The 25,026-nt window shown below is 57.5% G+C and carries 24 protein-coding genes and 1 pseudogene; 5 read left to right on the forward strand and 20 right to left on the reverse strand.

Going from position 1 to position 25,026, the window contains the following annotated elements; all coding sequences use genetic code 11:
* Window positions 1-74: 74 nt before the first annotated feature.
* From C816_RS14725 to C816_RS14790, 14 genes are all read right to left on the reverse strand, one after another.
* The gene (locus tag C816_RS14725) at window positions 75-383 is read right to left on the reverse strand and encodes a hypothetical protein (protein ID WP_242832210.1); all 309 of its coding nucleotides are present in this window, start codon (window positions 381-383) and stop codon (window positions 75-77) included.
* Between the two features lie 22 nt (window positions 384-405).
* On the reverse strand, window positions 406-1,842 hold the full coding sequence (locus C816_RS14730) for a DUF3991 and toprim domain-containing protein (protein ID WP_016323198.1): 1,437 nt from the start codon (window positions 1,840-1,842) through the stop codon (window positions 406-408).
* An 83-nt stretch (window positions 1,843-1,925) separates the two neighbouring features.
* Window positions 1,926-2,555, reverse strand: a complete 630-nt coding sequence (locus C816_RS14735) for a hypothetical protein (protein WP_016323199.1) — start codon at window positions 2,553-2,555, stop codon at window positions 1,926-1,928.
* A gap of 109 nt (window positions 2,556-2,664) precedes the next feature.
* Window positions 2,665-5,142 (reverse strand): MobP3 family relaxase, encoded by a 2,478-nt coding sequence (mobP3, locus tag C816_RS14740; RefSeq protein ID WP_016323200.1) that lies wholly within the window; start codon window positions 5,140-5,142, stop codon window positions 2,665-2,667.
* 20 nt (window positions 5,143-5,162) lie between these two features.
* On the reverse strand, window positions 5,163-5,570 hold the full coding sequence (locus tag C816_RS14745) for a hypothetical protein (protein ID WP_016317182.1): 408 nt from the start codon (window positions 5,568-5,570) through the stop codon (window positions 5,163-5,165).
* A gap of 410 nt (window positions 5,571-5,980) precedes the next feature.
* Window positions 5,981-6,712: a hypothetical protein gene (locus C816_RS14750; protein WP_016323201.1), complete on the reverse strand. Its 732-nt coding sequence runs from the start codon at window positions 6,710-6,712 to the stop codon at window positions 5,981-5,983.
* A 77-nt stretch (window positions 6,713-6,789) separates the two neighbouring features.
* Window positions 6,790-7,341, reverse strand: coding sequence for a hypothetical protein (locus C816_RS14755; protein ID WP_016323202.1), 552 nt, complete (start codon window positions 7,339-7,341; stop codon window positions 6,790-6,792).
* A 135-nt stretch (window positions 7,342-7,476) separates the two neighbouring features.
* Window positions 7,477-8,520, reverse strand: a complete 1,044-nt coding sequence (locus C816_RS14760) for a hypothetical protein (RefSeq protein WP_016323203.1) — start codon at window positions 8,518-8,520, stop codon at window positions 7,477-7,479.
* Window positions 8,517-8,792: a DUF6103 family protein gene (locus C816_RS14765; protein ID WP_016323204.1), complete on the reverse strand. Its 276-nt coding sequence runs from the start codon at window positions 8,790-8,792 to the stop codon at window positions 8,517-8,519. Before C816_RS14765 ends, C816_RS14760 begins: the two co-directional genes overlap by 4 nt.
* A 20-nt stretch (window positions 8,793-8,812) precedes the next feature.
* Window positions 8,813-10,051, reverse strand: a complete 1,239-nt coding sequence (locus C816_RS14770) for a hypothetical protein (protein ID WP_016323205.1) — start codon at window positions 10,049-10,051, stop codon at window positions 8,813-8,815.
* Window positions 10,052-10,064: 13 nt separating this feature from the next.
* Window positions 10,065-10,907, reverse strand: coding sequence for a DUF6329 domain-containing protein (locus C816_RS14775; protein ID WP_016323206.1), 843 nt, complete (start codon window positions 10,905-10,907; stop codon window positions 10,065-10,067).
* A 23-nt stretch (window positions 10,908-10,930) separates the two neighbouring features.
* Window positions 10,931-11,986, reverse strand: coding sequence for a M23 family metallopeptidase (locus tag C816_RS14780; protein WP_016323207.1), 1,056 nt, complete (start codon window positions 11,984-11,986; stop codon window positions 10,931-10,933).
* Window positions 11,979-13,382, reverse strand: coding sequence for an ankyrin repeat domain-containing protein (locus tag C816_RS14785; RefSeq protein WP_016323208.1), 1,404 nt, complete (start codon window positions 13,380-13,382; stop codon window positions 11,979-11,981). The genes C816_RS14780 and C816_RS14785 overlap by 8 nt, the downstream gene beginning before the upstream one ends.
* An 18-nt stretch (window positions 13,383-13,400) precedes the next feature.
* The gene (locus C816_RS14790) at window positions 13,401-14,147 is read right to left on the reverse strand and encodes an adenine nucleotide alpha hydrolase family protein (RefSeq protein ID WP_016323209.1); all 747 of its coding nucleotides are present in this window, start codon (window positions 14,145-14,147) and stop codon (window positions 13,401-13,403) included.
* 177 nt (window positions 14,148-14,324) lie between these two features.
* Here C816_RS14790 and C816_RS14795 point away from each other — a divergent pair, with 177 nt between their 5' ends.
* From C816_RS14795 to C816_RS14815, 5 genes are all read left to right on the forward strand, one after another.
* Entirely contained in the window at window positions 14,325-15,569 is a 1,245-nt protein-coding gene (locus tag C816_RS14795; protein WP_016323210.1) for a site-specific integrase, read from the forward strand.
* On the forward strand, window positions 15,562-16,566 hold the full coding sequence (locus C816_RS14800) for a tyrosine-type recombinase/integrase (RefSeq protein WP_016323211.1): 1,005 nt from the start codon (window positions 15,562-15,564) through the stop codon (window positions 16,564-16,566). The genes C816_RS14795 and C816_RS14800 overlap by 8 nt, the downstream gene beginning before the upstream one ends.
* Window positions 16,563-17,582, forward strand: coding sequence for a site-specific integrase (locus C816_RS14805; protein WP_016323212.1), 1,020 nt, complete (start codon window positions 16,563-16,565; stop codon window positions 17,580-17,582). The genes C816_RS14800 and C816_RS14805 overlap by 4 nt, the downstream gene beginning before the upstream one ends.
* Before the next feature lie 227 nt (window positions 17,583-17,809).
* On the forward strand, window positions 17,810-19,312 hold the full coding sequence (locus C816_RS14810; RefSeq protein ID WP_016323213.1) for a Y-family DNA polymerase: 1,503 nt from the start codon (window positions 17,810-17,812) through the stop codon (window positions 19,310-19,312).
* Window positions 19,299-19,694: a hypothetical protein gene (locus C816_RS14815; RefSeq protein ID WP_016323214.1), complete on the forward strand. Its 396-nt coding sequence runs from the start codon at window positions 19,299-19,301 to the stop codon at window positions 19,692-19,694. Before C816_RS14810 ends, C816_RS14815 begins: the two co-directional genes overlap by 14 nt.
* A gap of 1 nt (window position 19,695) precedes the next feature.
* Here the strand turns inward: C816_RS14815 and C816_RS14820 are convergent, their stop codons facing one another.
* The 6 genes and pseudogenes from C816_RS14820 to C816_RS21965 form a co-directional block, all read right to left on the reverse strand.
* The gene (locus C816_RS14820; RefSeq protein WP_016323215.1) at window positions 19,696-21,534 is read right to left on the reverse strand and encodes a VirB4 family type IV secretion system protein; all 1,839 of its coding nucleotides are present in this window, start codon (window positions 21,532-21,534) and stop codon (window positions 19,696-19,698) included.
* Window positions 21,527-22,105, reverse strand: coding sequence for a hypothetical protein (locus C816_RS14825; RefSeq protein ID WP_016317195.1), 579 nt, complete (start codon window positions 22,103-22,105; stop codon window positions 21,527-21,529). Before C816_RS14825 ends, C816_RS14820 begins: the two co-directional genes overlap by 8 nt.
* Before the next feature lie 11 nt (window positions 22,106-22,116).
* Window positions 22,117-22,488: a hypothetical protein gene (locus C816_RS14830; protein ID WP_016323216.1), complete on the reverse strand. Its 372-nt coding sequence runs from the start codon at window positions 22,486-22,488 to the stop codon at window positions 22,117-22,119.
* Window positions 22,485-22,751 carry a hypothetical protein gene (locus tag C816_RS14835; protein WP_040655842.1) on the reverse strand — a complete coding sequence of 89 codons (267 nt, stop codon included), beginning with the start codon at window positions 22,749-22,751 and terminating at the stop codon, window positions 22,485-22,487. The genes C816_RS14830 and C816_RS14835 overlap by 4 nt, the downstream gene beginning before the upstream one ends.
* Before the next feature lie 47 nt (window positions 22,752-22,798).
* Complete coding sequence (locus C816_RS14840) at window positions 22,799-23,149, reverse strand: hypothetical protein (protein WP_016323218.1); 351 nt, start codon at window positions 23,147-23,149, stop codon at window positions 22,799-22,801.
* Between the two features lie 112 nt (window positions 23,150-23,261).
* Window positions 23,262-24,933, reverse strand: a pseudogene (locus C816_RS21965) (DNA cytosine methyltransferase); the annotation flags it as partial.
* Between the last annotated feature and the right edge of the window lie 93 nt (window positions 24,934-25,026).

Below are 25,026 nucleotides of genomic sequence, written 5' to 3' on the forward strand. Positions count from 1 at the left end.
CTGCCCAATCAAGCATAGAGTTCAGATTCCTTGCGAAATCTGTCTTGTTTTATTGCGTATTTCTACGCAGATTGTCAAGAAACGAAGCGCACGCAGTGGATATCGTCCGTGTCCACCAGCGCGGTGACGGCGTTCTTCTTTCCGACGCCCCCCAGTACCAGCCCCTGTGCTTTAGGCAGATTCTTGCCGGAGCGCCACTCGCTCACATGGAAGGGGATGTGCCGGTAGGTCTGCTGGATCTCCTTTTTGTTGGCCCAGCGGGCGGTTCCATGCTGGCCGTCGCCAACAGTCTTGGACTTGATATTGTCCAGATTTCCACTTCCAGAGAAGTGCGTGGCGGCGGCGATGAGCAGAAGCATCCCGCCCGCCAGTAAAATTAACATGATCGTCTGCGGCGTCATAAATTCACCCCATTTCTTGTTGCAGTGCCGCTTGTTCCTGTTTCTGCTGCTGTTTCAAAACGTCCGCCTCATACTTGACGGATATCTTTGCGCAGGACAGCGCCAGCTCCAGCCAGCCTTCCGTCAGCTGTCGTTTTTCCGCCTCACTGCGGATGCCAGGCTTGGAGGCCAGCTTCAAAACAGCATGAGCCTGTTCCGCCAACACAGCGGTGCGGCTGTTCAAGCTGCTCCGATTCTGGTGGGGATGGATACAGCTCCGCAGTTGCTCTAACAGTTCCTCACTGCTATGTGGTTCACTCAGCTGACGCAGCCCCCGGCCATAGGCGTACAGAGCCAGCGCGGAGGCCAGCTCGATGCAGGTCATGGCTCCCTCCGGGTAGTCCCTGCGGAGATTCATCTCATATCCGCAGAGCGCATTTGTCAGCTCACGGCCTACCCGTTCTGGAATGACACACTCCTCCATGTAGACTCCGATCCTGCCGCAGACCTCCGAAGCGGCAATGAGCTGGGGATGCTCCTCCGCCTCCTGAGCAGGGAGACCACGCCGGGCCTTGAGATCCTCGTTCCAGTCCTTGTGTTCGGACTGGAGCATCGCCACATCGTCATAGCCGTGTTCATGGAGGATCTCCGCCAGCCGTCCGCTGGCCTCGATGCCCGCCTCGTCGTGATCCAGGCAGAGACAGACGGTGCGAAGGCCGGGGTTCTGCTCCAGCATCCAGAGCATGGCGTGTTCTGCGGTCCCACACAGGGCCACAAAGCTGTGTTCCTGCCAGCCTCGGGGATAGCGGGAGAGGAAGGACATCAGGTCAATGGGCGCCTCAAAGACATAGAGGCGGTTGCTGGTCCCGGTGTAGTGGAAGCTGCACCGGGGATCGCTGCCCTCCACGTTGATGCGGAAGGTTTTGCCGAGGCTGTTGAGGCTGCGCTTGTGGGCGTGGCGCGGGACGCCGTTTTCATCCTTACCGACGAAGACGGCGTTGTGATACTCTCTGTCCTTGAATTTCTCACAGCTCTCATACAGCAGTCCCGCCCGGACAAAGGCATTGACCACGTTCCGGTCCAGGAATCGGTGCTTGAGCAGGTAGGCGTACATCCGCCGCATCTCCCGGCCGGCAGAGGGCAGTGCAAATTCCTTCCTGGGCTTCTCCTCCTGCTTTGGGGCGGAGGCATAGACGGTTCCCTGCTCCCCGCCCAGCAGACGGGTGATGGCCTCGGGGTAGGAGAGGTCATAGAACTGCTGGACGAAGGAAATAGGTCCGCCGCCCTCCTTCACAGCGTGGTCGTACCATCCATTGCCCCGGACGGTGACGCTGTGGTCGCTGGCCAGGCGGTACTCCGGCCCGGAACGGATCAACTTCTCCCCCTGATGGCGTAGGAACTCTACCAGATCCACCTCGCTGGCCCGGAGCTTCTGCTCCTCGGTAAAATGGATATAGGGCACTTGCTTCACCTCCAGATAAAAGCAAGAACCAGAGCGCCGTGTCTGCGGCGCTCTGGCTCTGATCGGTTTTGGTATTCTTATTCTTATGACGGGGACGCTGGATCGTCCTCCTGTTGGGGGAATGAAGGGAGGACAACGCTGGCTGCGGACACCTGCCGCAATTTTCTACGGATGGATTCACGGTAGATCCCCGCACCCTTGATGGCGGTTTCGGACAGATCGAAGCGGTAGTATTTCGCTGTGTGATCCTCCGTCCAGTAGGGGTAGGTAAAAAGATAGAACCGTTCCGCCTGCTCATGGCTGGCGAGGTAGAGCAGAAGCTGTGGCAGGTCGAGGTTGCCGCAGTGGGCAAAGACCCGGCCCTCCCGCCAGCACATGAACTCTCCATCATAGGACGGCTTTCCCTCCTGCCGCATCTGGCGGAGGGCGTTGATGCGTATTCTTTCGATCTCTGTGTGTGCGAACTGCTTCCAGCGGGTTTCCCGCGCCAGCTCCGAATAGACCTCCATCATCTCGCTGTCGCTTTGGATGTCTTGGTCGTATGAATAGGTGTGTTCCGTGACAGTGATCTTTCCATGCTCCAGCAGGAAGAGCGTCACCTCCATGGAGTGCTCATCCGCCAGGATCGAACCGCGATCCCGTCCGGAATAGGAGTTCATGATCTCGTCCAGACGTTTGGCGGAGTCAAGGTCACTTGAAAAGTTCAGCTCCATGTGGCGGCCTCCTGTAAGGATTTCTTTTGAGCATTATACACGGGAGAGCCCTTTCGCGCAAGAGGCCGCGCCCCCATGCGAGACTTTTGGAGCCCTTTTGGAGCGGCGGCTATCGAAGCTGCTGGACTGGCTCCTCATGATCATCGGGCTTGTGGCCCATGGCGATTTTCTTCTCCCTGATCTTTCTCCTCAGCTTGCTGTCCACAAAGGAGATCCCGCCGCTGGGAGGCGGGGCCTGCTCCTGGAAGATGCGGCCCATGTGGTGGAGGAGCCGGGTGGCGCTGGCGAAGAGGGAGGGCGAGTCGTTCATGTGGTCGAGAAAATATCGGGCGTACTCATTGCCCTGTTCTGCCGCCAGTGTGAACCAGCGGACAGCGGATTCCCTGTCCTGGGAAATATCCTTGCCCAGCAGGTACAGCTTGCCGAGGGCATACTGCGCATACTGGTTTCCCTGTTCCGCAGACTCCGTCAGCCAGCGGACAGCGCCCGCTGTATCCTTTGCCACGCCATCGCCGCACAACAGCAGCTTGCCCAGCTGGTACTGCGCGAACTGGTTTCCAAGATCGGCGGACTGTCGGAACCAGCGCCGGGCAGCGGCGGGATCGTCTGCCTCCAGACGCAGCTTGCCCAGGGCGTACATGGCGTACTGATTGCCCCGCTCGGCTGCCTGGGAGAACCGGATCACCGCCTGGGTCATGTCCTGCGCCACCGGCCCGCCGTCACGGTACAGCTTTCCGAGGGCATGCTGAGCGCAGTCCAGTCCGGCCTCCGCCGCATGGGTCAGCCAGCCCACCGCCTGACGAGTCTGCTCCGGCTTGGCAGAGGGATCTGCGAGGATGTGCTTTGCCATCTGATACTCCGCATAGGGATTTCTCTGCCTGGCTACTTTCTCAAACCATACCAGTGCCTCTCTATCATTCTGCTCTGTCCCAAGCCCCCCGGCGTACATCTTACCGATGCGGTACTCCACATAGCGGTTGGGGCGCTGACGCTCCACGGCATGGAAGGCGGAGAGCGCCTTGGCGTACCACGCATGGGACTGCTCCGTGTCAGCCTCCACGCCAGTGCCGTCCGCAAACATCCTACCCAGGTCATGCATGGCCAGGGCGTTGCCGCCGAGGGCCTCCTCCATGAAGAGGCGGCAGGCTTGCCCGTGATCCTGGGGCGTCTCGTCATCCCCGTACAAAAAAGACCGCGCCCGCTTGTATCTATCACTCCACACCACGGCGGGCGGCGCTTCGCTGGCCTCCTCCGGCACATCCGAGCCTTCCGACTCCGCTTCCGGCTCGGGGCCGGTGTCCTCGCCGGCCTGGGGCGGCTCCTGGGTATCCGCCGGCGTGAATACCTCGGTGTGCTCACCAAGCCGCACCGCTTCCTCCACCACCACATTCTTTATCCGCTTGAACTCCGTTTGCCGGGAGAGGGGGAGCCGGTCTGGAAGGTCATCCCGGTACGTCCGCAGCACTTCTTCCCGCAGCTGGTACCACAGGTCATAGGCGGAGGCAACACGGGAGTCCTTTGCCAGCTCGTCCACGATCTCATCCACCACAGCCTTCAGCGGCGCTTTGAGATAGCCGTACTGCTTTCTGCCGGAGGTGCTTTTCAGCCGCTGGGCCAGTTCGCCCATGAGCTGCTCGACGTGCGGGTTCTCCAGCGTGCCGGAGAGCATCTGCCGGATCAGCTCCTTCATGACCTCGCCAGACTGCCGCACCAGCTCATCCCGGCGCTGGGTCTGCTGCCGGTAGATCTCCGTCAGCTCCTGGCGGAAAATATTCTTTGCCAGTCCGGACTTGATCCTGGCGATGCCCTCCTTGTCCAGAAAGCCAGAGCGCCCGTCCGCACTGTAGCAGACCATGTGGACATGGGGATGCGCTCCCTCGTCGTGGTAGGAGGCGTACCACCGAAACTGCTCCCAGGGGATCTTCATGGCATCCGCAATCTGTGGGGCGTAGGTGGAGAGGAGGGCCTGCCACTGTCTGGCGTTGTCGTAGCCGAGGCGGGCGGCATCCTCCCGGCGCAGGGAGATAATAGGTAGCCACACGTTGCCGGGGTGGTTCGCCACCTCCTCCGCGATCCTGGATAGCTCCAGCGCATCGCCTGTGCCGTTGAACAGACCATGCGCGCCGAGCCGCTCCGCACGAGGGCGCTGGGCAATGTAGCTGACGTAGTTCTCCCGCTTGGCGATCTGATCCGCGTCGTCGCAAGCTCCATATCCCTCACTCCCGCCTTGTGGCGAGAGCTCGCTCATTTCGCTGCTCCTCCTTTCCCCACCGAACCCGCTTTGCTGGGCTTCGGCGGGGACCCCATAATCCTCTATCGCTCTGGTGATAAATTCCGAGGCGGTGGCGCGGGTGGGGGAAGACTGGTAGTCCTCGTACTCGAACATCCCGCGGCACATGGGGAAGTCCCGGAGGAGCCGCTCCACCATGGCCCGCTGCTTTTTTGTGGCAGGCTGGCCGGCCTTGTCCGGCTTGAGGAGATCCGTACCGTCACGGGTAGCGACGTAGCGGACGTAGTTGTTCAGGTGTGCGGCGGCTCTCTCTGTCCCCGGTTTGATGTAGGGGCACTTGAATATGATCCGGGGCATGGAGCGTCACCGCCTTTCTGTCACACGCCGCCCCGCTGGTACTCCACCGCCTTGTCCAGCGTGACGCTGCCGCTGGTCTTCTTCACGTTCTGGACGCACCGGCCGCGGAGACTGCGGAGCGCGTCGTCGCTGATCTCCATCCCCGCCGCCAGCACGTTCATCACCATGTCCAGCTCCACCGCCAGCTTGAAGAGCAGACGGCAGATGCGGTTCTCCGTGTCCTGCACAGTGCCGCGCAGGACGGAGGCCAGCGCGGGCGGCAGGTAGGCGGTGGCCTCCTGACCGGAGACGTACCCGGCGTAGAACCGGATGGCCCTCTCGATAAACTCGTTTTGGGTACGGCAGTTGTCCCGCGGACACATCTCCTTGACGAGCTGCTGAGTCTCAGGTGAGATCCGCAGCGCAAACTTGATTTTTTCTCTCGGCATGATGTTCCTCCTGAAATCCGTAAATATCCCCGCCGGGAACCCGCAAAAAGCGGGCAACGGCGGGCTTTTTGTGAAAGCAGACCCCCGAACTGACCCCAGGGGGTGAAAAATGACCCCCGTCTAAACGTCCCCGACCCGCTCTGCGGGGCGGTGTTCCCTGCGCGGAGGGGCGCTTGCGACCCCCGCGCTTTATCCTGCACTTTTTTCGACCCCCCGGTTCACCTGCACATTTTAGGGACGCCGATTTTCTCTCTTTCGCCACACGGCCGCGCAGGGCGGCGTGTCAGTCGGGAGGGGCAGGGATGCTGCCCTGTCGGGCCGGGCGGCACACAGGGGCCTCGCTGTGGCGCACAGCGGGGGAACAAGAGCGCGGGCCGCTCCGCATCGGGAACGGCCCTTGACGCACCCCGCTACACCGTCAGCTGCATCCCGCTCTGAGCAGGTCCCTGCTTCTGACGCAGCTCCAGCCACAGCGGGTTGTACTCCACTGCCGTCTGGCTGCGGTCAGCGTCGAAGGTGAGACACGCGGCTGCCGCAGGGCAGCGGGAGAATACGGCGGACAGCGCCTGAGTCATATCTGGATCGCCGCCCACCAGGATCTTCTTTGCACCGCCGTTGGCGTCCAGCACCATGTCCGTGGTGAGCGAGAGCAGAGCGTCTGTGACGGAGATCTGCCGGTCGTGAGCGTACTGCCGCGCAGACCGCAGAGCAGTATCAGGAGCGAACGTGCCGAAGTGCAGCGTGTGGAAGCACCGGCTGTGTCCGCCCTCTGTCACAACACACAGCGCCAACGGACTGAGTTCCTCCATGTCCCGCGGACAGTGGAAGCACATGAGCATTCCCAGGTCTGCCATCTCAGCGACGTCCTGGAGTGTGTTGCCGTTCTCCAGATACACAGCTGCCGCCACCATTTCACCAGGCAGGGCCGCCGAGCCGTGTTGGATGATCTCGTAAACGCTCTGCGTGGTCACGGCGGAGAAGTGCCGGGAGACAAAACTCATGCTGTTGAGCAGCTCCCGCACTCCGTCGCAGGCTTCTTCCTGACCCAGCTCCTGCCCAAACGCAAACAGCGCGGCAGTGATTTCAGGGTCAGGCTGGGGTACCAGAGCGTTGAGTTTTCCCTCAAAGCCTTCTTTTGTCATTTAGCATCCTCCATTCTATCTGAGAGGGGCACTCCTGGCAGGAGCGCCCCTCTGCTGTTGGTGTAGTGATCCAGGGATCAAGGTGAGAGTATCTGACCCGGCTGTCCGGCGATATGGTCCGCTGCCTCCTGGAGGTGGAGCGCCACACGCACATCCTCCAGTTCCGTCCGAAGATCCTCCACGCTCACGAATCCTGCAGCGGGGATTTTGGTGGTCAGGAGCATATCCTCCAGCCCACCCATCTCTGTGAGCGTTCTGGCTGTTTCCAGGAGCGTCTGACGATAGTCCTCGGGAGCATTCACCGCAGTCTGAAACAGCATCCAGACCGCGTTCAGCTGGGCGGCGGCATCCGGCACCGGGAGCAAGCGGTCTGGACTGATCAGGTGGGGTGTGTCCTGCTCTGTGGCAGTATACTGGCGGGCGCTCTCCATCTCCCGGTCGATCCACATCAGGAGCGGTATGACCTCTTTACCCAGTTCGCTGGCTGCTGCGTAAACATCCAGCCCTGTCCGAAGCCGGAGAGCGGAATCCAGTGCCTCCGCGTCGGCGTTCAGAAGAGACACTGTTTCATGGGCGATGAGGGTACACAGGTCAAGGGGCGTGAGCGCGGATCTGGTATTTGCTTTCATGCGTTGTTTCCTTCTTTCTGCATTTTATTTTTGGGGGGAGCAGAAACACAATGGCACACTTTCGCCGTGAAAGCTATTCAGCAAAGCCAACGAAAAATCGGGTTGTCAGATTGGCATAGACGCAAAAAGTCTATATCACATCGTGGGCTGTGTGGGCGGTGCCATCTCCTCCGCCATCCATTGGGCGCTGTAGTCCTTCAGTGTCTGCCCGGTCTGCTCCTGGCAGTAGGCGTCCATCTTCCGAAGCAGAACTGCTTTTTCAACAGCGTTGAGCCGGTATTCCACTGACTCCTCACACCCGTCCGCCCGGTGCAGGTCGACCTCCAGCTCATCGCAGACCTGTCCGGAGGCCATGTCGTAGTTGGCGTAGACGTTCAGGGTGTCGTCGTTCTCGCCGGTGCAGACGTGTGTGCCGAACACCGCGTCCACATCAAAGTTGGTCTCCATGTAGAAATTCAGCAGGCCATCTATCTCGCTGATCTCCTCCGCAAAGGAAATCTCACTCGTGGAGATGTGCCCTGCGGAGGGACGCTGCCGGCCCTCTAAGCTGCTCATGAACCGATCTAAACTCCGCCCCGGCTTCTTCTCCTTGCTCCGGTAGGTTTGGTTGACTGCAATAAAGATGTCCCTGATTGAATAGGTCCTCCAGCCGTGCCCGGTGTCAATTGTGGACAATTCCTGCCTGTCAAAATCCAGATCAAACACCGCGGCGACCTTACTTGGCTTTGCCATGCGGAGCGCCAGCATCCGTTCATATAATTCCGTACCGATTGGCTTTGAGCTGTAAAACTCCTTCGGAACAGCGGTGAGCGCCGGTTCTCTGCTCCTGTTCCCGAGGAAGCCCTGCAGCGTGTTGGCAACACAGAGAAGATTTTCACTGCACTCCAGCATGAAAAACCTATCCGCCCCATTTTCACGGACGTGAAACACCGTGTATGGATCTTCCGCCTGTTCCAAGTCCAGCTCTGTCGTTTGTCCTTCTTCCCACGAGGCGTACTCCGATTGGATGCGGCCACGAACCTCCTGCTGAAGTTCCGGAGGCACCTGCTCCTCATACAGACGAAGGAGCATATCGTTCATCCGCTCCGCTACAGTAGTGCCCTGTTCCGCCAGTACAGAGGACAGCGCGTCCAGCTTATACTCATGGAGCCACAGTTCCAACTGCACATCGCCGCTCATACGCCGGCCTCCTTTCCGCCGCCTGTGGAAGCGGACGCCGATTTGGGCGTCTCCGCCTTGGGCTGACTGGGGCGTGGCGGACGCCTGGGACGGACGGGCGCGGACTTGGCGTCCAGGTACTCCCGCAGCGGCTCCGGCACCGTCTGCTCATAGAGAAGACGCAGGGCCTCATCCATCTTCTTCTGCACTGTGGTGTTCTCCTTCTTCAGATAGAACACCAGCGCCTCCATCTTCTCGCTGTCGAAGGACAGCATGATTTCATTTTTCTCCATACTGCTTTCCCTCCTTTGCTTTACATAGTGGGTCCTGTCTGGAGCGGAGCGGGTCCGTTCCGACGCTGTGCTGGCGGCTCCGGCAGATGTTCTCCGTACACCGCCGCACAAAAAGCGTCCATCTTCTGTTTCAATACCTGCCGTGTTTCATCCGGAAGAGTACAGGAAAACCACTCGTCGCCACCAGGAGACCTCACCACAATATCCAGCGTATCATCGACCTGGCCTGTGTGTTCATTGTAGGAGGTGTACGCCTGAATATAGGAGTCCTCAGCTTCACTGGACAGCTGTCTGCCAAATACCTCTTGTTCATCGGCAAGGACATCAAACTGGAATGTGATCCAATCCCTTTCCGCACCGATTCGTTCCTGAATGTCCAGATCCTCAGCTGTCAATGTGCGGCTCCCCTGGAGTAAGGGATACTGTATTGACATCCATCCCGTTGCTGCCGGTATGATCTCCGGTTTTGCCTTTTCCAGTGTGGCGGCTATGGTCATCTGATAGGGGCCGCTCAGCCAGCGGACGCCACGCTCATCAAGGAACCTGCCCCCGGCCCGGTTCATGATCTCCAGATCAAAGTCGGAAGCATCTACAGTTCCCAAGGCAGAGGGCAGGCCGCGTCCCACATAGGCCACGCAGAGGGCAGCCCAGTTTGTGATCTCCGGGTAGTCCCGAACCGCGCCCCGGTACACTGAGGACTGCTTGACTGCCTCCTCATCCTTGACGCAGCCAGAGACAAAACCGCTTGCCCAGTGCGGCCCGGCGTCGCCGCCCAGCGCGATGTGGGTAAAGCGGATAGGCATCTGAGCGGTCATGCGTACCAGCGACCGCTCCGCCTCATCTCGGGCAAGGTCAAGCCGGTTGTCATTGCTGGCCCAGGGCAGGTGGGACGCCATGTCCTCCAGCAGTTCCCGTACCACGTTGACCTGGCGGCGGCGGTCGTCGCCGGTGTCCTCCAGCGCGGTCACGAAGTTCCGCAGATTCTGGATGGTCCCTCTCTGCAATTGGAGAGAGGCGGGCACAGCCGCCGCGCTGCCGCCGGCCTGTTCCAGCTCACGGTCGAACTGCTCCATCAGCTTCGGATCGGGGACCTGTTCCTCCAGCCTTGCCATGCCCTGGAGGATGGCGTCTATCCAGAGGCGGCGCTGGGCCTGCCAGGGGGGAGCACCCTCCGGCTGGTGGCGTTCCCATCCGTTTTGGCGCTCGATGGCGTAGGCGGTGAGGCCCTCGGCCACGAGGGGGATATTGAACCTGTTCACAGCTCCGCACCCCCTATCCCATCACAGGCCCCATGGACTGCTCCGCCTCCATAAAAGCGTCGTGGGCTTCGTTGAACCGCACCAGTTCCTCCGGGTCTACGCCGGTGAGTACGATCTCTGTCCCTTCAGGCGTGTCGCAGATCTCAGACACACGGGCATTGAGCAGGGCGGCATGATCCTCCTGCCCGGCGTCCGTCAGCTCACACAGATTTTCCACCAGCACCGACTGCTCCGCTTCCTCATGGCACAGGAACATCAGCCCGCCTCCTTTCAGCATGGGAAGCAGATCCTTCAGGAGAAGCTCAGGCGCTTTCTTCTCCTGGAGCCGCTGGCAGTATTCCGGGTGGTACTCCGTCTCGATGCAGCCGTCGTGCATATCCACCGCCGACACTTCGGGGCGCTGCTTCAGGGCTGCCCTGAGCATAGAGTCCAGCCCACTGCCCTCCCGGACTGTCAGATCCAGATGCTCCTCCAGATCCTCGAAATAGACGCACCAGCTTCCGCTGGTGGTGTTCTCCGTTCCCCAGCGGATGATAAAGTCCGCCGCCCGATCCATCTGAGCGTTGACGATGTCCCGCATTCCGGGAATGTAGGCCGCGAGGCGGGCGTAGTCATACTTCTCCGCGTCAACGAGCACCCCATCATTGCTGCCCTGGCCCAGCGCCAGCAGGCAGTGGATGATACCGTTCCTGTGGAACATACAGCCCTTGTTCTCCCGAATAAACGGCTGCTCCACCAGTGGGGTGATCTTCAGCCGGCAAAAATCCTCATGGGACAGTTCCACCACTTTTTCGATCTGGCAGTCGTCCATCTGAAAATTGACCGGCTTTTCTGTAAAATTTGCTTTGAATTTCATAGTGCGTTTCCTCCTCTCTGCAATTATGGCAGATAGCTTCTGGGATTGGTCCGCTCTCCGTTGATGCGTACCTCGAAGTGGAGGTGGGGGCCGGTGGAGCGCCCGGTGGAACCGGAGAGGGCGATCACATCCCCGGCCTCCACCGTCTGGCCCACCCGCGCCAGCAGCTGGGAGTTGTGGCCGTACAGGGTAGACAGACCGTTGCCGTGGTCGATCATCACATAGTAGCCGTAACCGCCCTGGTTGTAGGTGGACACGGTCACTGTTCCCGGCAGGGCGGCACGGACAGAGGTTCCGGTGGGCACCGCCAGATCCATTCCGCTGTGGCCCCGCCGCTCCCCGGTGAAGGGGTCACGGCGGTTGCCGAACTCCGAGGTGACCACGTTCCGCCAGTTCTCCCCGATGGGGGAGCAGAAGCCGTCCGCGCCGATGAAGGGCACATCCGACCCGTCAAAGCCGCTGCCGCCGCCCGCCGCGCCATATCGAATCAGGTTATAGATGCTGTCGGCGTTGCTCCGCTGCTCAGCAGTAGGCGTCACACCCATGGCGGCGATATTTTGCCATACGGTTCCCAGATCCTCGATGGGGATGGCGGCAGAGTAGATCTCCTCTGTCTCCTCCGGCGGATCGCTGCCCTCCACGAGAACCGTGCGGATACGCTCCTCCCAGGTGACAAAGCAGTCCGCAAAGGACTGAGCGTCCCCATGGCTTCCGGCGCCGAAGTACAGAGCATAAAAAATTGCCTTGACGCGGATATCGTCAAGGCTGGTTTCTTCCTCTGTACTTTCCTGGATCACTGCGATGGCGGCATCCAGCTGGGCAAAGCTGGCGCGCATAGCCTCGATGCACAGCCGGTACTCCTCCGGGGTTTCCGCTGGAATAGCGATGGTATCGTAAAAACACAGTTCCACAGCGGTGATGTTGTGATCAGTGGCTCCGGAGCCCAGAGCACATAAAAAGGCGATGAGCAGGATGAGGGGGGAGAGGATCGCCACCAGCGTCCAGCCCACCGCTTTCCGTGCCTTTTCATCGGTCAGGATGATGGCGGCGGCTTTTGCTATCAGAGCCGGATTAGCCAAGAGTCATCCCTCCGTTCTCCTGGGCAGGCGTCTGCTCCATCTCTGCCTGCATCTCAAACCAGTGGTCCGCCAGTGCCTGGAGCGTTTCCTCGTGGCCGGCGCAGGGCCGCGTCTGCGCCCACTGCCGGTATTGGTCGAAGTCCATGCCGCCGTCCAGCAGCAGCTTGCACACCGCCACCGCGTCGTTTTGGACACAGGCATGGAGCGCGCTGTAGTCGTTGACGTCCACCCACATCCGCTTTTCCAGAAGTTCTTCCGCGATCCAGCTGTCACGGCCCTCATAGGTCAGCATATGGAGTGTCCTTGCTGAACTGCCTCCTCCGGAGATCCCTTTTTCCACCAGCGCAGATAACGTGCGAAAGTCTTTGTCCATAGCAAACTGCTCCAGAAGGAAAGACGGCGCGGCGGCAATCTGCTCCTCGCCGCACCGCTTGATGATCTCCTTAGCAATGAAGCGATGGTCTGAGTGGGCGTAGGAGGCCATTTCGCCAAAGAAGGACGGCTCCAGCTGCGGCACGCTGGCCTGTGCCCTCACCATCATGGACAGGACCTTCTCCGGATCGTTGATATCGATGGCTCTCTTGCAGGCGTTACAGTACGCCGCGTAGTCGATATTGCACCTGTCCCGCATCAGCAGCTCCGTCATCTTCCGGCCCACGGCCCCCGGACGGCCAGCCGCCTCCACCAGCAGGGTCTCCTCCTGCTGGTACGGAATCCTGGCTGCGTACTTCTTGAAGGCTTCCAGTTCGCCGTCCTGGATCGCCAGCACAGCTTTGTCAAAGTCGCTCATCCGCAGAGGGCGCATTCCTACCGTGTTGACATACTCCGTGATGCTCCCGGTCATGCGGCGCAGGAGCTGCTCGGTCTGGCCCATGGCCTGCTCCTGCCGCTCCCGCTGCTCCACCAGCGCCTCGATGATAACCTTTTGTTCCTGCTGGCTCAGATGCACCACAGAACCGCCGGTGTCCTCCTCCACACCGCCGATCTTCATGTATCGGGCGTGGGTGGCGTGATCGCCGTGGAACGCCTTGGTGATGGCGGAGGCGGTGAGGAACATCCTGTCCAGATCGTTGCCGTTCTCACCCAGAGTCTTGCCGGTGATGAAGCTCCTGGTGATGGGCTTTCCATCCTCATACCACTTGAGATATACATCCAGATAGACACCCTCGCTGGCGCCGTAATCGGTGGTGCAGAAGATATCCGCATCCTTGGGGATCTCCCGGCCATCCTTCCAGTGGCCGTCCAGCAGAAAATACTCGTCCGGCAGGTATCCCATGCCCTCCAGCCAGTGCTTCAGCTCCTCGAATACCTCCTGCGCCACAGGCTGGCCGGTGTACTCCAGCTTGTGCGGGTCCGCTTCGGAGGGCTTCCACCGCTCCAGTTCAATAATGTTCATTTCCGATCTTCTCCTTTCTCAGCCACCGTCGTGGCAGTTGCAGGGCAGGTCGTCCTCCGGGAACATCCAGCACATGGCGGTCTGGTTCAGATCAGCCTCCACGAAATCCCGCCATGCCCAATCCCGCCCCAGGCCCTTGACCGTGATGAGGTTGGGCCGGGCGCCGTCCTCGATGGCGATGGCCCGGTCATACAGATCCCGGTGCTGGTGGTAAAGGGTGCGAATCTCCCGCTTCTTCATGGAGGGACAGAAAAAGCAGGAGGACTTGCCGGGCAGCGGCAGACCCTCCCGCAATATGGCGGCGACGCAGTCCTCCCGCGTCCAGCCCCAGTCCATGAGCGGATATTCCTTTTTATATTTGGTGTCGGCGTCATCGATGGGTTGGGCATGGTCCCGCCGTTTCTGCTCCCCAATGTCAAAGCCGATGAACTTGACAACACGTTCGCCTCTGGCCCAGACCTTCCGGCAGGGTGGATAATTGTTGCAGAATTTGTCCTGGGGCTGAATTTTGTGCTTAAGGGAACACTTCTTGTAGCCGTAGGCGATGGCGGGCAGCGTCCCGGAGCGAAGGCACTCCTGCTCCAGAGTCAGGCGGTCTCCGTTCCTGTCAGTGTATTCCACCTGGGTGATCGTGGGCAGGCCGTGATCCTCCAGCCAGCGGTCCATGATGGGGAGAAAGTCATAGGTGTGGGGCTGCTCACCCCCGGTATTGGAGAACAGGATCAAGTCCACCGGGATCTTCCGGTGGTACAATCCGATCAGCATGGCGGTCGAATTGACTTTATGGAAAGCTTTCCATAACACGAATAATGAAAAGTGTAATAAAATGAAAAGTCACCTCCAGAAATAATTGAAATTTTGGGATAATAGGCAGAATTTCTTTCCATAATCTTTTACAATAGATGTACGCGCATAGCGCAAATACATTTTAGGAGTGAGAGCATGGAACAAAAAGAGACAGTAGCTGAAATCGTTGCTCATGTAGTCGCTGAGATGGAGAAACTTCAATACGCACCACTAACTATTGCTGGCTTCATCAGAGACTCCAAGCACTTACAGTCCTATTTACAAGAAAAAACAGGCGCAAATTTTTTCACAGAAGACCTCGGACAGGCTTACCTCAAAGAGCGAATTGGGTTCGTACCTCCAGTAGAACGTCCACTGACCAGCCGCGAAGCTGCGCATGTACGCTGTGTTCGCAGAATTGGAGAATACCAATCATATGGCCTGCTTCTCAGAAATCACATGTCTAAATGTCATCCTGACCGTGATTGGGCGCTTGATGACGCAGCAATAATCTCGGCCTTCATTAAAAAAATGCAAACGGCTGATAATAGTCAGGCAACAAAAAAGCTTCGAATAAACCATATCAGAAGATTTTATGAATTTCTGGAGTCCAGACATCTTCGTGGTGTACATGAAATATCGGCACAATTGATTTCTAATTTTGCGGTAACACTTCAAGGAGATTCCCCAATCTACAACAAGCACCGATTGGCCACATTGCAGCATTATTTCCGGTTTTTGTATCGTTCTGGATTTTTGGAGCAGGATTGGTCTCATTCTGTACCACGGGTAGTTGTGGCGGTCAACCGAAATGTTCCCGCTTTGTGGGAAAAAGCTGATTTGGAGAAACTACTGAAAAGTGTAGACCGGGGGAATCCGGCAGGCAAGCGCAACTATGCAATTATTCTGTTGGTTATACAACTGGGACTTAGGATATCCGATGTTGCGCATTTGCGGTTAGATAGTCTCAAGTGGGAGCGATGCGAGATTGAACTGATTCAGCATAAAACACATCATCGTATTGTACAGCCACTGCCCAATGATGTTGGCTGGGCAATTATTGACTATATACGATATGGCAGGCCAAAAGTAGATGAACCGTATGTGTTTCTCACAGTCAATGCTCCATATACTCAACTTGTGCCAAGCTCAATTGGATGCATTTTGGATAGGCAGATGAGGGTTTGTGGAATTCAGAAGAAGTTGGGAATTACCAGTGGAATGCATTCCCTACGCCATGCGCTTGCCAGAAGGTTGTTGGAAGAAGGTACGCCGTTATCCACAGTAGTTGATGTTATGGGTCATGTGCAGTATGATTCGGCAACTCCCTATTTGAAAGTGGACATTGACGGTCTTCGTACTTGTGCGCTTTCTCTCAATGAGGTGACCAAAGATGCTTGATGAAGTGGAGCTTAAAACTTATGCGTATAGCGGCATGCTTGCCCCCATTTGCGAGAATTTTATCCGGGAAAAACGGGCGGTCGGTTACTTGTATAACTCTGAGGCAAAAAAGTTAAGTGAGTTCTCCAGGTTTACACTTGACTATGATTACCCTCCAAATACGCTGCCAAAGGAACTTGTTCAGGCATGGATCGCTAAAAAGCCGACAGATTCAGGGCGAAATCAATACGCAAGGTTTTCTTTGATTTGCCAATTTGCACAATATATGCAGCGGATAGGCTATCCAGCATATATTCCCGCAGCGTCCGAGGTTGGAAGATATCGCAAGAATTATGTGCCATATATCTTCTCTCATGAAGAAATTCAAGCTTTTTTCCAAGCAGCAGATTCAATGACCCGCTTACGATACTCCGTGGCCCCAAGACGGCATCTTATCATGCCGGTGCTGTTTCGCATGTTGTACTGCTGTGGATTGAGAGTCAATGAAGCGCTGAAATTAAAGGGGGAAGATGTTGATCTTCAGCAGGGTATTCTCACTATTCGAAACAGCAAAAACGGAAAGACCCGGTATGTCCCGATGTCTGCTGAATTGACTAAGGTATGCGTGGACTACGATAAGACGCGGTTGGTCGGGGTACCTGGAAACGATTGGTTTTTCGCTGCTCCGGATGGGGGACGCTATGATATTCGTGCGATTTATGAAACATTTCGCACACTGTTGTGGAAAGCTGGCATCTCTCACGGCGGACGTGGCAAAGGGCCTCGTCTTCATGATTTTCGGCACACATTCTGCGTACACAGTCTGGAGCGCTGGGTTGCCTCTGGCTCAGATCCTTCAGCATTTATTCCCCGCCTGACTGCTTATCTCGGACATGCCAATCTTTCCTGTACCGAGAAGTATTTGCGCATGACGGCGGAAGTGTACCCCGAGGTATCTCGGATCATGCAGGATAATTACGGTTATATTATCCCACGCATGGAGGGCAGCAACTTATGAGAACGACAGATTTTGCACAGTGCCTTACTGCCTATTTGACCGTATACTTGCCAGGACAGCTTGGATTGTCTGAAAATACAATCATGTCCTACCGGGATACATTTAAACTGGTGCTTCTATTTGCCGAACAAAAACGTAGTCTTCGCCCTGAACGAATCACTCTGGCCGATTTCAATGCGGAATTTATTACTGCCTTCTTGTTTTGGTTGGAAAAAGAACGTGGATGCTGCACCGCAACACGAAATCAACGATTGTCTGCGCTCAGGGCATTTGCTCAGTATGCCAGATCCCAGCATCCTGCATATTTGCTGGAGTCTCAAAAAATTGAGGATATGCGAGGGAAAAAATCACCTGCGCCAACTATTGCCTATCTTACTCCTGACGATATGGCAAGCATTCTGCTACAACCAGATACCGAAACAAAATATGGCCGGCGGGACATGATTCTGCTCAGTTTAATGTACGATTCTGGTGCAAGAGTGCAAGAACTCTGCGACTTACAAGTGCGGGATATCCGTTTGCGCAAGCCACCTACAGTTACACTGACTGGAAAAGGAAATAAGACCCGTCATGTTCCCCTTATGTCCAGTACAGCCGCTGTGTTGGCTGATTATTTTCGTGAAAATAAGTTGTCATTGAACGAGAAACTGGACTGGCCTCTTTTCACTAATCACCAAGGCAAGAAACTCACCAGGGCAGGCGTGACCTATATTTTACAAAAATATGTTACTGCTGCAAAAGAGATAAACCCAAACCTGCCATCCAAAATCTCTCCTCACGTTTTACGCCACTCAAAGGCGATGCACATGCTGCAAGCCGGAACGAATCTGATCTATATCCGTGATTTTCTTGGCCATACTCATGTTGACACAACCGAAATTTACGCACGAACGGACACCGATATGAAACGCAGGGCGATTGAATCTGTCCAAATCAAAATTGAACCAGATTTGCCGCAATGGACAGAAGATAAATCTCTGATGTCCATGCTCACCAATCTTTGTGGTAACAACTAACCCATTAAATATTATGGAAAGAGTCTGAGGGTAATCTCAGGCTCTTTCTTCACATTGAGGAGGTTTCTTTACATTTTGAGTTTCTTTTCATTATTTGTTCCCCCGCCATATCCAACGATGTTCATGGAGGTTCCTCCTTTAGATATTATGATATTGACTTGTTTGGTCTGGTGTGGGTATGCTATGATAGGTTCCGGAACGAAACTGTAAGGAAAGGGGGGCGCGCTGTGAAGGAGAGAACTTATCTTGCCTGTGATCTCAAATCATTCTACGCCTCGGTCGAATGCATCGAGCGCGGCCTCGATCCCCTGACCACCAACCTTGTGGTGGCGGACCTGAGCCGCACCGAGAAGACCATCTGTCTGGCGGTCACCCCCAGCCTGAAAGCCTGGGGAATCTCCGGCAGGGCTCGGCTGTTTGAGGTGGTACAGCACGTCAGGGAGGTCAACGCCCAGCGGCTCCGCTCCGCGCCGGGGCGACAGTTCTCCGGCTCCTCCTCGGATGATACCGCCCTGAAAGCCGACCCCGGCCTGGCGCTGGACTACATCGTGGCCCCGCCCAGGATGGCCCACTACATGGAATGGAGTACCAGGGTCTACAATGTGTACCTGAAATACATTGCGCCGGAGGACATCCATAACTACAGCATCGATGAGGTGCTGATGGACGTGACGAACTATCTGGACGCCTATAAACTCAACGCCAGAGAATTGGCAAGTAAGATCATTTCGGATGTGCTGGAGACTACCGGCATCACAGTAACGGCGGGAATCGGCACGAATCTGTACCTCTGCAAAGTCGCTATGGATATTGTTGCGAAGCACATCCATCCCGATGTCAACGGCGTCCGCATCGCCAAGCTGGACGAGCGCACCTACCGCCGCCTGCTGTGGGAGCACAGGCCCCTCACCGATTTTTGGCGGGTTGGCGGCGGGTACGCCAGAAAGCTGGAGGCCCATGGCATCTATACCATGGGCGATGTCGCCCGCTGCTCCCTGGAGAACGAGGATCTGCTCTATAAGCTGTTTGGGGTCAACGCAGAGCTGTTGATTGACCATGCCTGGGGCTGGGAACCAGTCACAATGGCGGACATCAAAGCATACACGCCGGAGTCCAAGAGCATCGGCTCCGGGCAGGTTTTGCAATGTCCTTACGGTTATGACAAGGCCCGGCTGGTGGTGCGGGAGATGGCGGATCAGCTGGCGCTGGATCTGGTGGACAAAAGCCTGGTCACAGACCAGCTGGTACTGACAGTGGGCTATGATATTGAAAATCTGAAAGGCCGCGGGTATAAAGGGGAAGTGATCAGAGACCGCTACGGCAGGGCCGTCCCCAAGCATGCCCACGGCACCGCCAATCTGGAGGAGTACACCGCTTCCACCAGGCGCATCATCACTGCCGCTCTGGAACTGTTCGACCGGATCATTGACCGGAGCTTGCTGGTGCGCCGGCTTTATCTCACGGCCACCCGCGTTTCGGACGAGAAATCTGCGCCGGATAAGAAAGCCTTTGAACAGATGGATTTCTTCACTGACTATCACGCTGTTGAGGAGAAGCGGGCCAAGGAGACAGCGGAGCTTGAGCGGGAGAAGAAGGTGCAGCGGACGGTGCTGGACATTAAGAAGCGGTTTGGGAAAAACGCCATTCTCAAAGGCATGAATCTGGAAAAGGGCGCGACAGCAAAGGAACGCAATCGCACGATTGGAGGGCATCGCAGTGGGGAGGTATGACGATATCATCAACCTGCCGCACCACGTCTCCTCCACCCGCCCTCAGATGCCAATGATCGACCGGGCGGCTCAGTTCCAGCCCTTCCGGGCCCTGACCGGCTATGAGGACGCTGTCCAGGAGACGGCCCGGCTGACCGATGAGCGGCCCGAATTGACGGAGGATGAGAAGTCCATTCTGGATAGGAAGCTGCAAAGCCTGGCAGACAGGATTTCCTCCAAGCCGCAGATCACTGTGACCTGGTTTCGTCCGGACCAAAAGAAAACCGGGGGCGCATACGTCACCACCACCGGCCAATTAAAGAAACTTGATGATTATGCGGGCGCTCTGATCATGATGGGAGGAGAGCGGATCGTGATCGAGAACATTCTGGATATCCAGTGACTTACCGTCCGCCCGCCTTTCCGAACAGCTCCGCCTTATGGGGCGGGGCGTGGACTTCCAGGAGATACCGCTCATTGCCGCACTTATAGAGGCAGACGCCCCGCTGGGGGTAGCGGATCAGCTCAAACTCGGACTCCTCCAGCTGGAGGTTGTCCATATAGAACCGCTTATCCACGCTGCCGGCGTTGAAGAGGAACTGGTGGGTGGGGATGGCGAAGAGGGGCCGGGTCAGCTCCCGGATGCCGTCCACATCGAAGTCCTCCAGGTTCTGACTGGCGAGGATGAGGGAAGATTCCTTCTTCCGCACCCGCTTGAGGGTGTTGCGGATATACTCAATGGTGGTCACGTTGGAGAGCCAGATGTACAGCTCATCCAGCGTGGCCACTGTATTGCCCTCCGTCAGCAGCTTATCGCTGAGGTAGGAGAGAACATTGAAGAGCATGGCGTCTTTGACATTCCGGCTGGCCTGGAGGAGTCCCTTTACGCCGAAGACCAAAAAACGGGAGCTGGTGATGTTGGTGTGGCCGTTGAAGAACTTGCTTTCGGCGCCCCGGCACATGGAGTGGAGGCCCAACAGGACTTCCTGCAGCAGCTCCCGCGGGTACAGCGGATTTTCCTCTCTGTCATAGTGCTGGTAGGCGTCCTCGATCACATCGTAGAGGTCGGAGAGGACGGGGAAATCATCGGGCCCCATGGACTGGAAATCCGTGTGGTTGTTGAGTCCCCACTTCCTGTACAGCCGTTCCAGCATCAGCTCGATGGTGTCGATGTGGCGGTCACTGAAATCCTTATAGGCCCGGAAAAAGTCCTTGAGGAAGGAGATGTGCTGGCTCAGGCGCGTCCGCTGCCGGAAGGCGGCTGGCGCTTCCGGATCGTCCTCACCATCGGTATCCCACAGCTTGGGTTCCAGGGGGTTGATGATGTACTGCCCGCTCATAAGATCAGCGAAGCAGCCGCCCAGGTTGGCGCACAGGTCGATGAGCTCATGCTCAGGATCGAGGCAGAGAGCGGACTTGCCGCTCTCCAGGATATTGCAGAGAAGGAGCTTCAGCAGGTAGCTCTTGCCCTGGCCGGAGTTGCCCAAGATGAGGACGCTGGCGGTAGTCTTGTCCTCGGCGCGGCGGTCCAGGTCTACGATGATGTTGGAGCCGTAGCGGTCCCGGCCCACATAGAAGCCGTTGGGATCGTTCTTGCCGGAGTAGTTGAAGGGGAAGAGGTTCGCCACGCTGGAGGCGGGCAATACCCGTTCATAGAGGGAGCCGAAGACGTTGCTGCCGGCGGGGTTGGAGGCGAGGAAGCCCTCCCGCTGGCGGAGTAGGACACGGTCGGCGGTCAGCTTGGAGCGGGTCAGCTCGGCGGTCACATCGTCCCGAAGGGTGCGGAGACTATCCGAGTCCCTGGCGGAGAGTTCGATAAACACGGCGCAGTGTACCAGCGGCTCCCGGTTGCGGTGCATGGTGGTGATGAGAGCGGCCACGTCCTGGAGGTTGGCCTCCGCCGTAATACTCTGTTTCATGTCGTTGGTGTTGCCGCGCTCCATCCTGCTCTTATTGGTGGCGTTGTGGAGGATGGCGTTCTCCTCGGTCGGCGTGACCTGGCGGGTGTAGATCCGCAGAGTGACGCCGCTTTTCTCGCCCAGATGCCGCAGCAGGGCCAGTCCCTCGGTGCTGGTGGGGTATCCGCGCAGGGCCAGGGTGCAATGATACGCACCGCCCAGGATATAGCTGTCCGTGTTGAACTTCACGGCGGCGGGGGCGATCATGTCCAGGAAGTCCTTGGGCGGTACAGCTTCCGGTTTTAATGTTGCTTTTTTCTTCCTTTTTATCTGCTTTTTAGCCATTGGCGCTCCTTTCCCCGTCAAAGCGGTCAAACTGCTCCGTGGTCACGTCCTGCTGGTAGTACACCGCCAGCAGACGCATCATGTCCTGCTCCTCCGCCATGCGGACGTGAAAGCCGCAGTCCCGGACGCGCTTCTCGATCTGCTTCAGGTGTCCGGCGTCCTCGGTGGACTTTTCCTCCCTGCGGTAGACGAGGGCGAACTCCCGCGCCGAGGCGGTGGTGGACTGGATCTCGTCCAGGTGGCCCATGTCCTGCCGGAGCAGCTCCCGCAGGGCGGGGAGATCCTCCTGCTCCAGCCGGGCCTGATAGTGGTGCTTGTTGCTCTGGAAGGATTCGCGGGAATCCAGGGCCAGCAGCTCCACTGCTTCCATACCCCGCAGCAGCTCCGTCAGGGCGCGGACGCGGCCCCGGACCCCCTCGGCGGACAGCACAGAGAGGTTGTCTGGGCTGACCAGATAAAAAACCAGCTCACCTCTGGCCGTCTTCAGGCCGTGATCGGTGAGCTGGTCAATCCCCATGAGCTGCCGGGTGGACAGATGCCGCCGCAGCTCTTTTTTCTGTTTTCGGTTCAAGTGGATACCTCCTACATCATCTGCATTCCCATACCGGGAGGTGCAGGAACTTCAATAAACTCCTGGGAAGGCTTGCTGGAAAACATATCCTGCAAAAACTGCCGGCCTCCCAGTTGTGCCGCTTTCTGAAACGCCCGGTTGAAGTCACCGCAGTCCATGACCGCTTTCCGGGTAAAGAGTGCTTCTCCAATATGAGGAAACGCCCCCTTATAGGTTCCAACAGAGAGTTCCCCTCCCGGCTGGATTCGGATATAGATTCCGTCCTCTCCGCCGAAATAGTAAAGCGCGCCGCGGCCATTCAGACTTGTGATTTTATCCTCAGTCCATTGAAAGCGGCTGTTTTCTGTGACAGCCAGCCACTGTCTCATTTCTGCGTCTGTCATTTTTGTGGGGCCCTCCACTCGTAATATTGCTGGTGCAGGAACAGGAAGCAGACAGCGCAGCGCAGGAAGTCCAGGATGCTGGCTCCCTCCATGCGGATGGAAAGGAATGCGTAAAGCACCGTCAGAATCATCAGGAGCATTCCAGCCCCGTTCGCCAGCGCCAGGACAGAGAATAAAAAGCCGATGCCGATGATCGCCACGTCCCGCAGCTCCCACAGCCACAGCTTGGGTTTTGCTCTCAGGTTATCAGGGTAGATATAAATCACAATCACCTCCAATAAGTAAAGGCGGCATTGCCGCCCTTACTGGGTCACATAGCCTGTTCCGTTTCCTGTTCCGCCTCCGGCTCCGATTCCCCATTGGCTGTCTGTTCAGCCTCCTCCAGTGCCTGCCGGATGCAGTCCAGGAAGAAGGCGTTCTGCTTGATGCCCTTCCGCTTGAGGTAGTCCTTGAACTGATCGAACAGCTCGGTGGACACCTGGAAGGCTACGGTTCTCTGGTTCTCTTTCATGGTGGGTTTACCCTCCTGTTCATAAAATTTTGTAATGAGTTCGGTCATGTACTGACCCAGCGTCTGCCCGGACTCCTCCTGCCGCTCCCGCACCTTGGCGTGGAGGGACTCCGGGATCTGGGCGCATAGATTTTTTGTTTTCTCTGTCATATAGGGTTCTCCTTTCCTGGGCGGTATGGCAAGTATATCGGAAACGCCGGACAATAGCTATTCACACATACCAACAAAGAAGTTTTTGCAAGACGAAGCAAAACTGACAATGCTATTTTACAGGAGCGACCGCCATGGCGATGCCCCGCATAATGTACTCTACACAAGGAATTGCGACCGAATTCCCGAGTGCTTTATAGCGTGAGGAGTCGGAGGCCCCCGGCAGTTCTGTCCAAAAATCAGGAAAACCCTGGAGCCTTTCGCATTCCAGCGGCGTCAGCCTCCTGATAAGCAATGGCCTTTCGTCCCCTGTATTTTGTAAGACAAGATCGGCGGCGTCCTTATGCTGACGGGCGCTTTCGGTAGACGCAACATCGTCGTCTTTGAACACATCCACTCTCTGCCGCGAAAAGACCGCATGGTGATCTGTGGCGGTCAGCGTGTAGGCGATGCCCTCCTGACAGCCAAGGCCGTTGCCGCCGTTCTGAGGCTGGCGGTCAATGGCGTTGCCTGAGATACAAATTGTATCTACTGACTGCAGCGCCAGAGGGAGGTTCCCGCCTCCAGTTCCCGCGCGGGCAGTGATGGTGGGTGATACCGGATGCGGGCCGGTGTAGCGGGCATCAATACCGTGGTTCTCAAATAGGGCCGGCTGATTGTTTCCGCTCATCCCGGCTGCGGCGGTTATAGTCTGGAATATCCCGACCATGATCTCAGCGCCGCCCTGCTGCGTACCCATGACCAGCGGCTGATGTCCATGCTCCTGAGCCCGCAGCGTTCCCGCCACATCTTCAGAGCAGGACATGACGCCGCCGCCCTGGTCGTTGAGGCAGATCAGCGGCAGATGGACGCCCATCTGCGCACGGAGCGTGGGCGTCATATCGGTTGTAATGTCCATGCGTTGCCCCCCATGACCGGTGAGGCAGAGAATGGAGGGCATCATGTTCCCACTGGCGGTCGCTTTCAGCGTTGGAGCGATCTCCTCCTGATAACCGATCCCGCCAGCCGAAGGGGCGGCTCCGGCGCAGAAGCCTGCTACAAACAGAAGTCCACCCGGCTTCAGCTCACCGCTGTTGATCGTTGGGGCGACACCATAGGGAGTAGAGATACGCCTTTGCTGGTTATCCCAGGGAGTCAGACTGCCAGCTACTCCAGCTGTAAACAGCAGCCCGCCAGGATTCCGTCCGCCGCCTCCGTCCGCGCTGGCCAGGGTGGGGGCCTTGCTCTCCGGGGTGAAGATGCGGGCCTGCTGGGTGTCCCAGGGAGTGAGGCAGTCCTGCGCGATGAAGGTCTGCTGTTTCATCCCCGGCTGCGCTCCCAGCGCGCCGGCCACATCGTGGAGATCCCGTACCTCGTCCCTCTGGTTGGCGGCGAAGGCGATGGGTTCAGAGGCCGGAGACGCCAGTGGGATCAGCCCCGCCTGTGCCATCAGCGCCGCTTTCAGCTGAGGCGGCAGCTCCTTCCCGCGTTCCCCCGCCCTGCGCAGGATACCCAGGCAGGCGGTCCTGCTCAAATAGTATTTGCGGGGCGGAGCGTCCTGCAAAATCTGCGATAAGGAAAATACGTCTTCTTCGCTGAGGGGTGCGGGGCCAGTATTGAGCATCGAAGACCCGCCAGGCCAGGGAGAAACCAGTTCCCAGTACGATTCGCCCAGCAGGTTGCCACGCCCAGGGGTGAGGTCCAGGGACATGAACGGTATCGCTTTTAACTCGGACGATCTCCTCGAGGACGATGCGGAAGTCCTCCCCCTTGGGGGTCCCTGAGCTGAACGCGCCGGGTACATTATGAATAGAAAGCAATTATGCAAAGCACCTCCTAAAAATGCAAAGAAACAGCACCGTTAGGCGCTGTTTCTTTGCACATAATATTTCGCTAAA

It is taken from the genome of Oscillibacter sp. 1-3 (genome assembly GCF_000403435.2).
Classification (GTDB): Bacteria; Bacillota; Clostridia; order Oscillospirales; family Oscillospiraceae; genus Oscillibacter.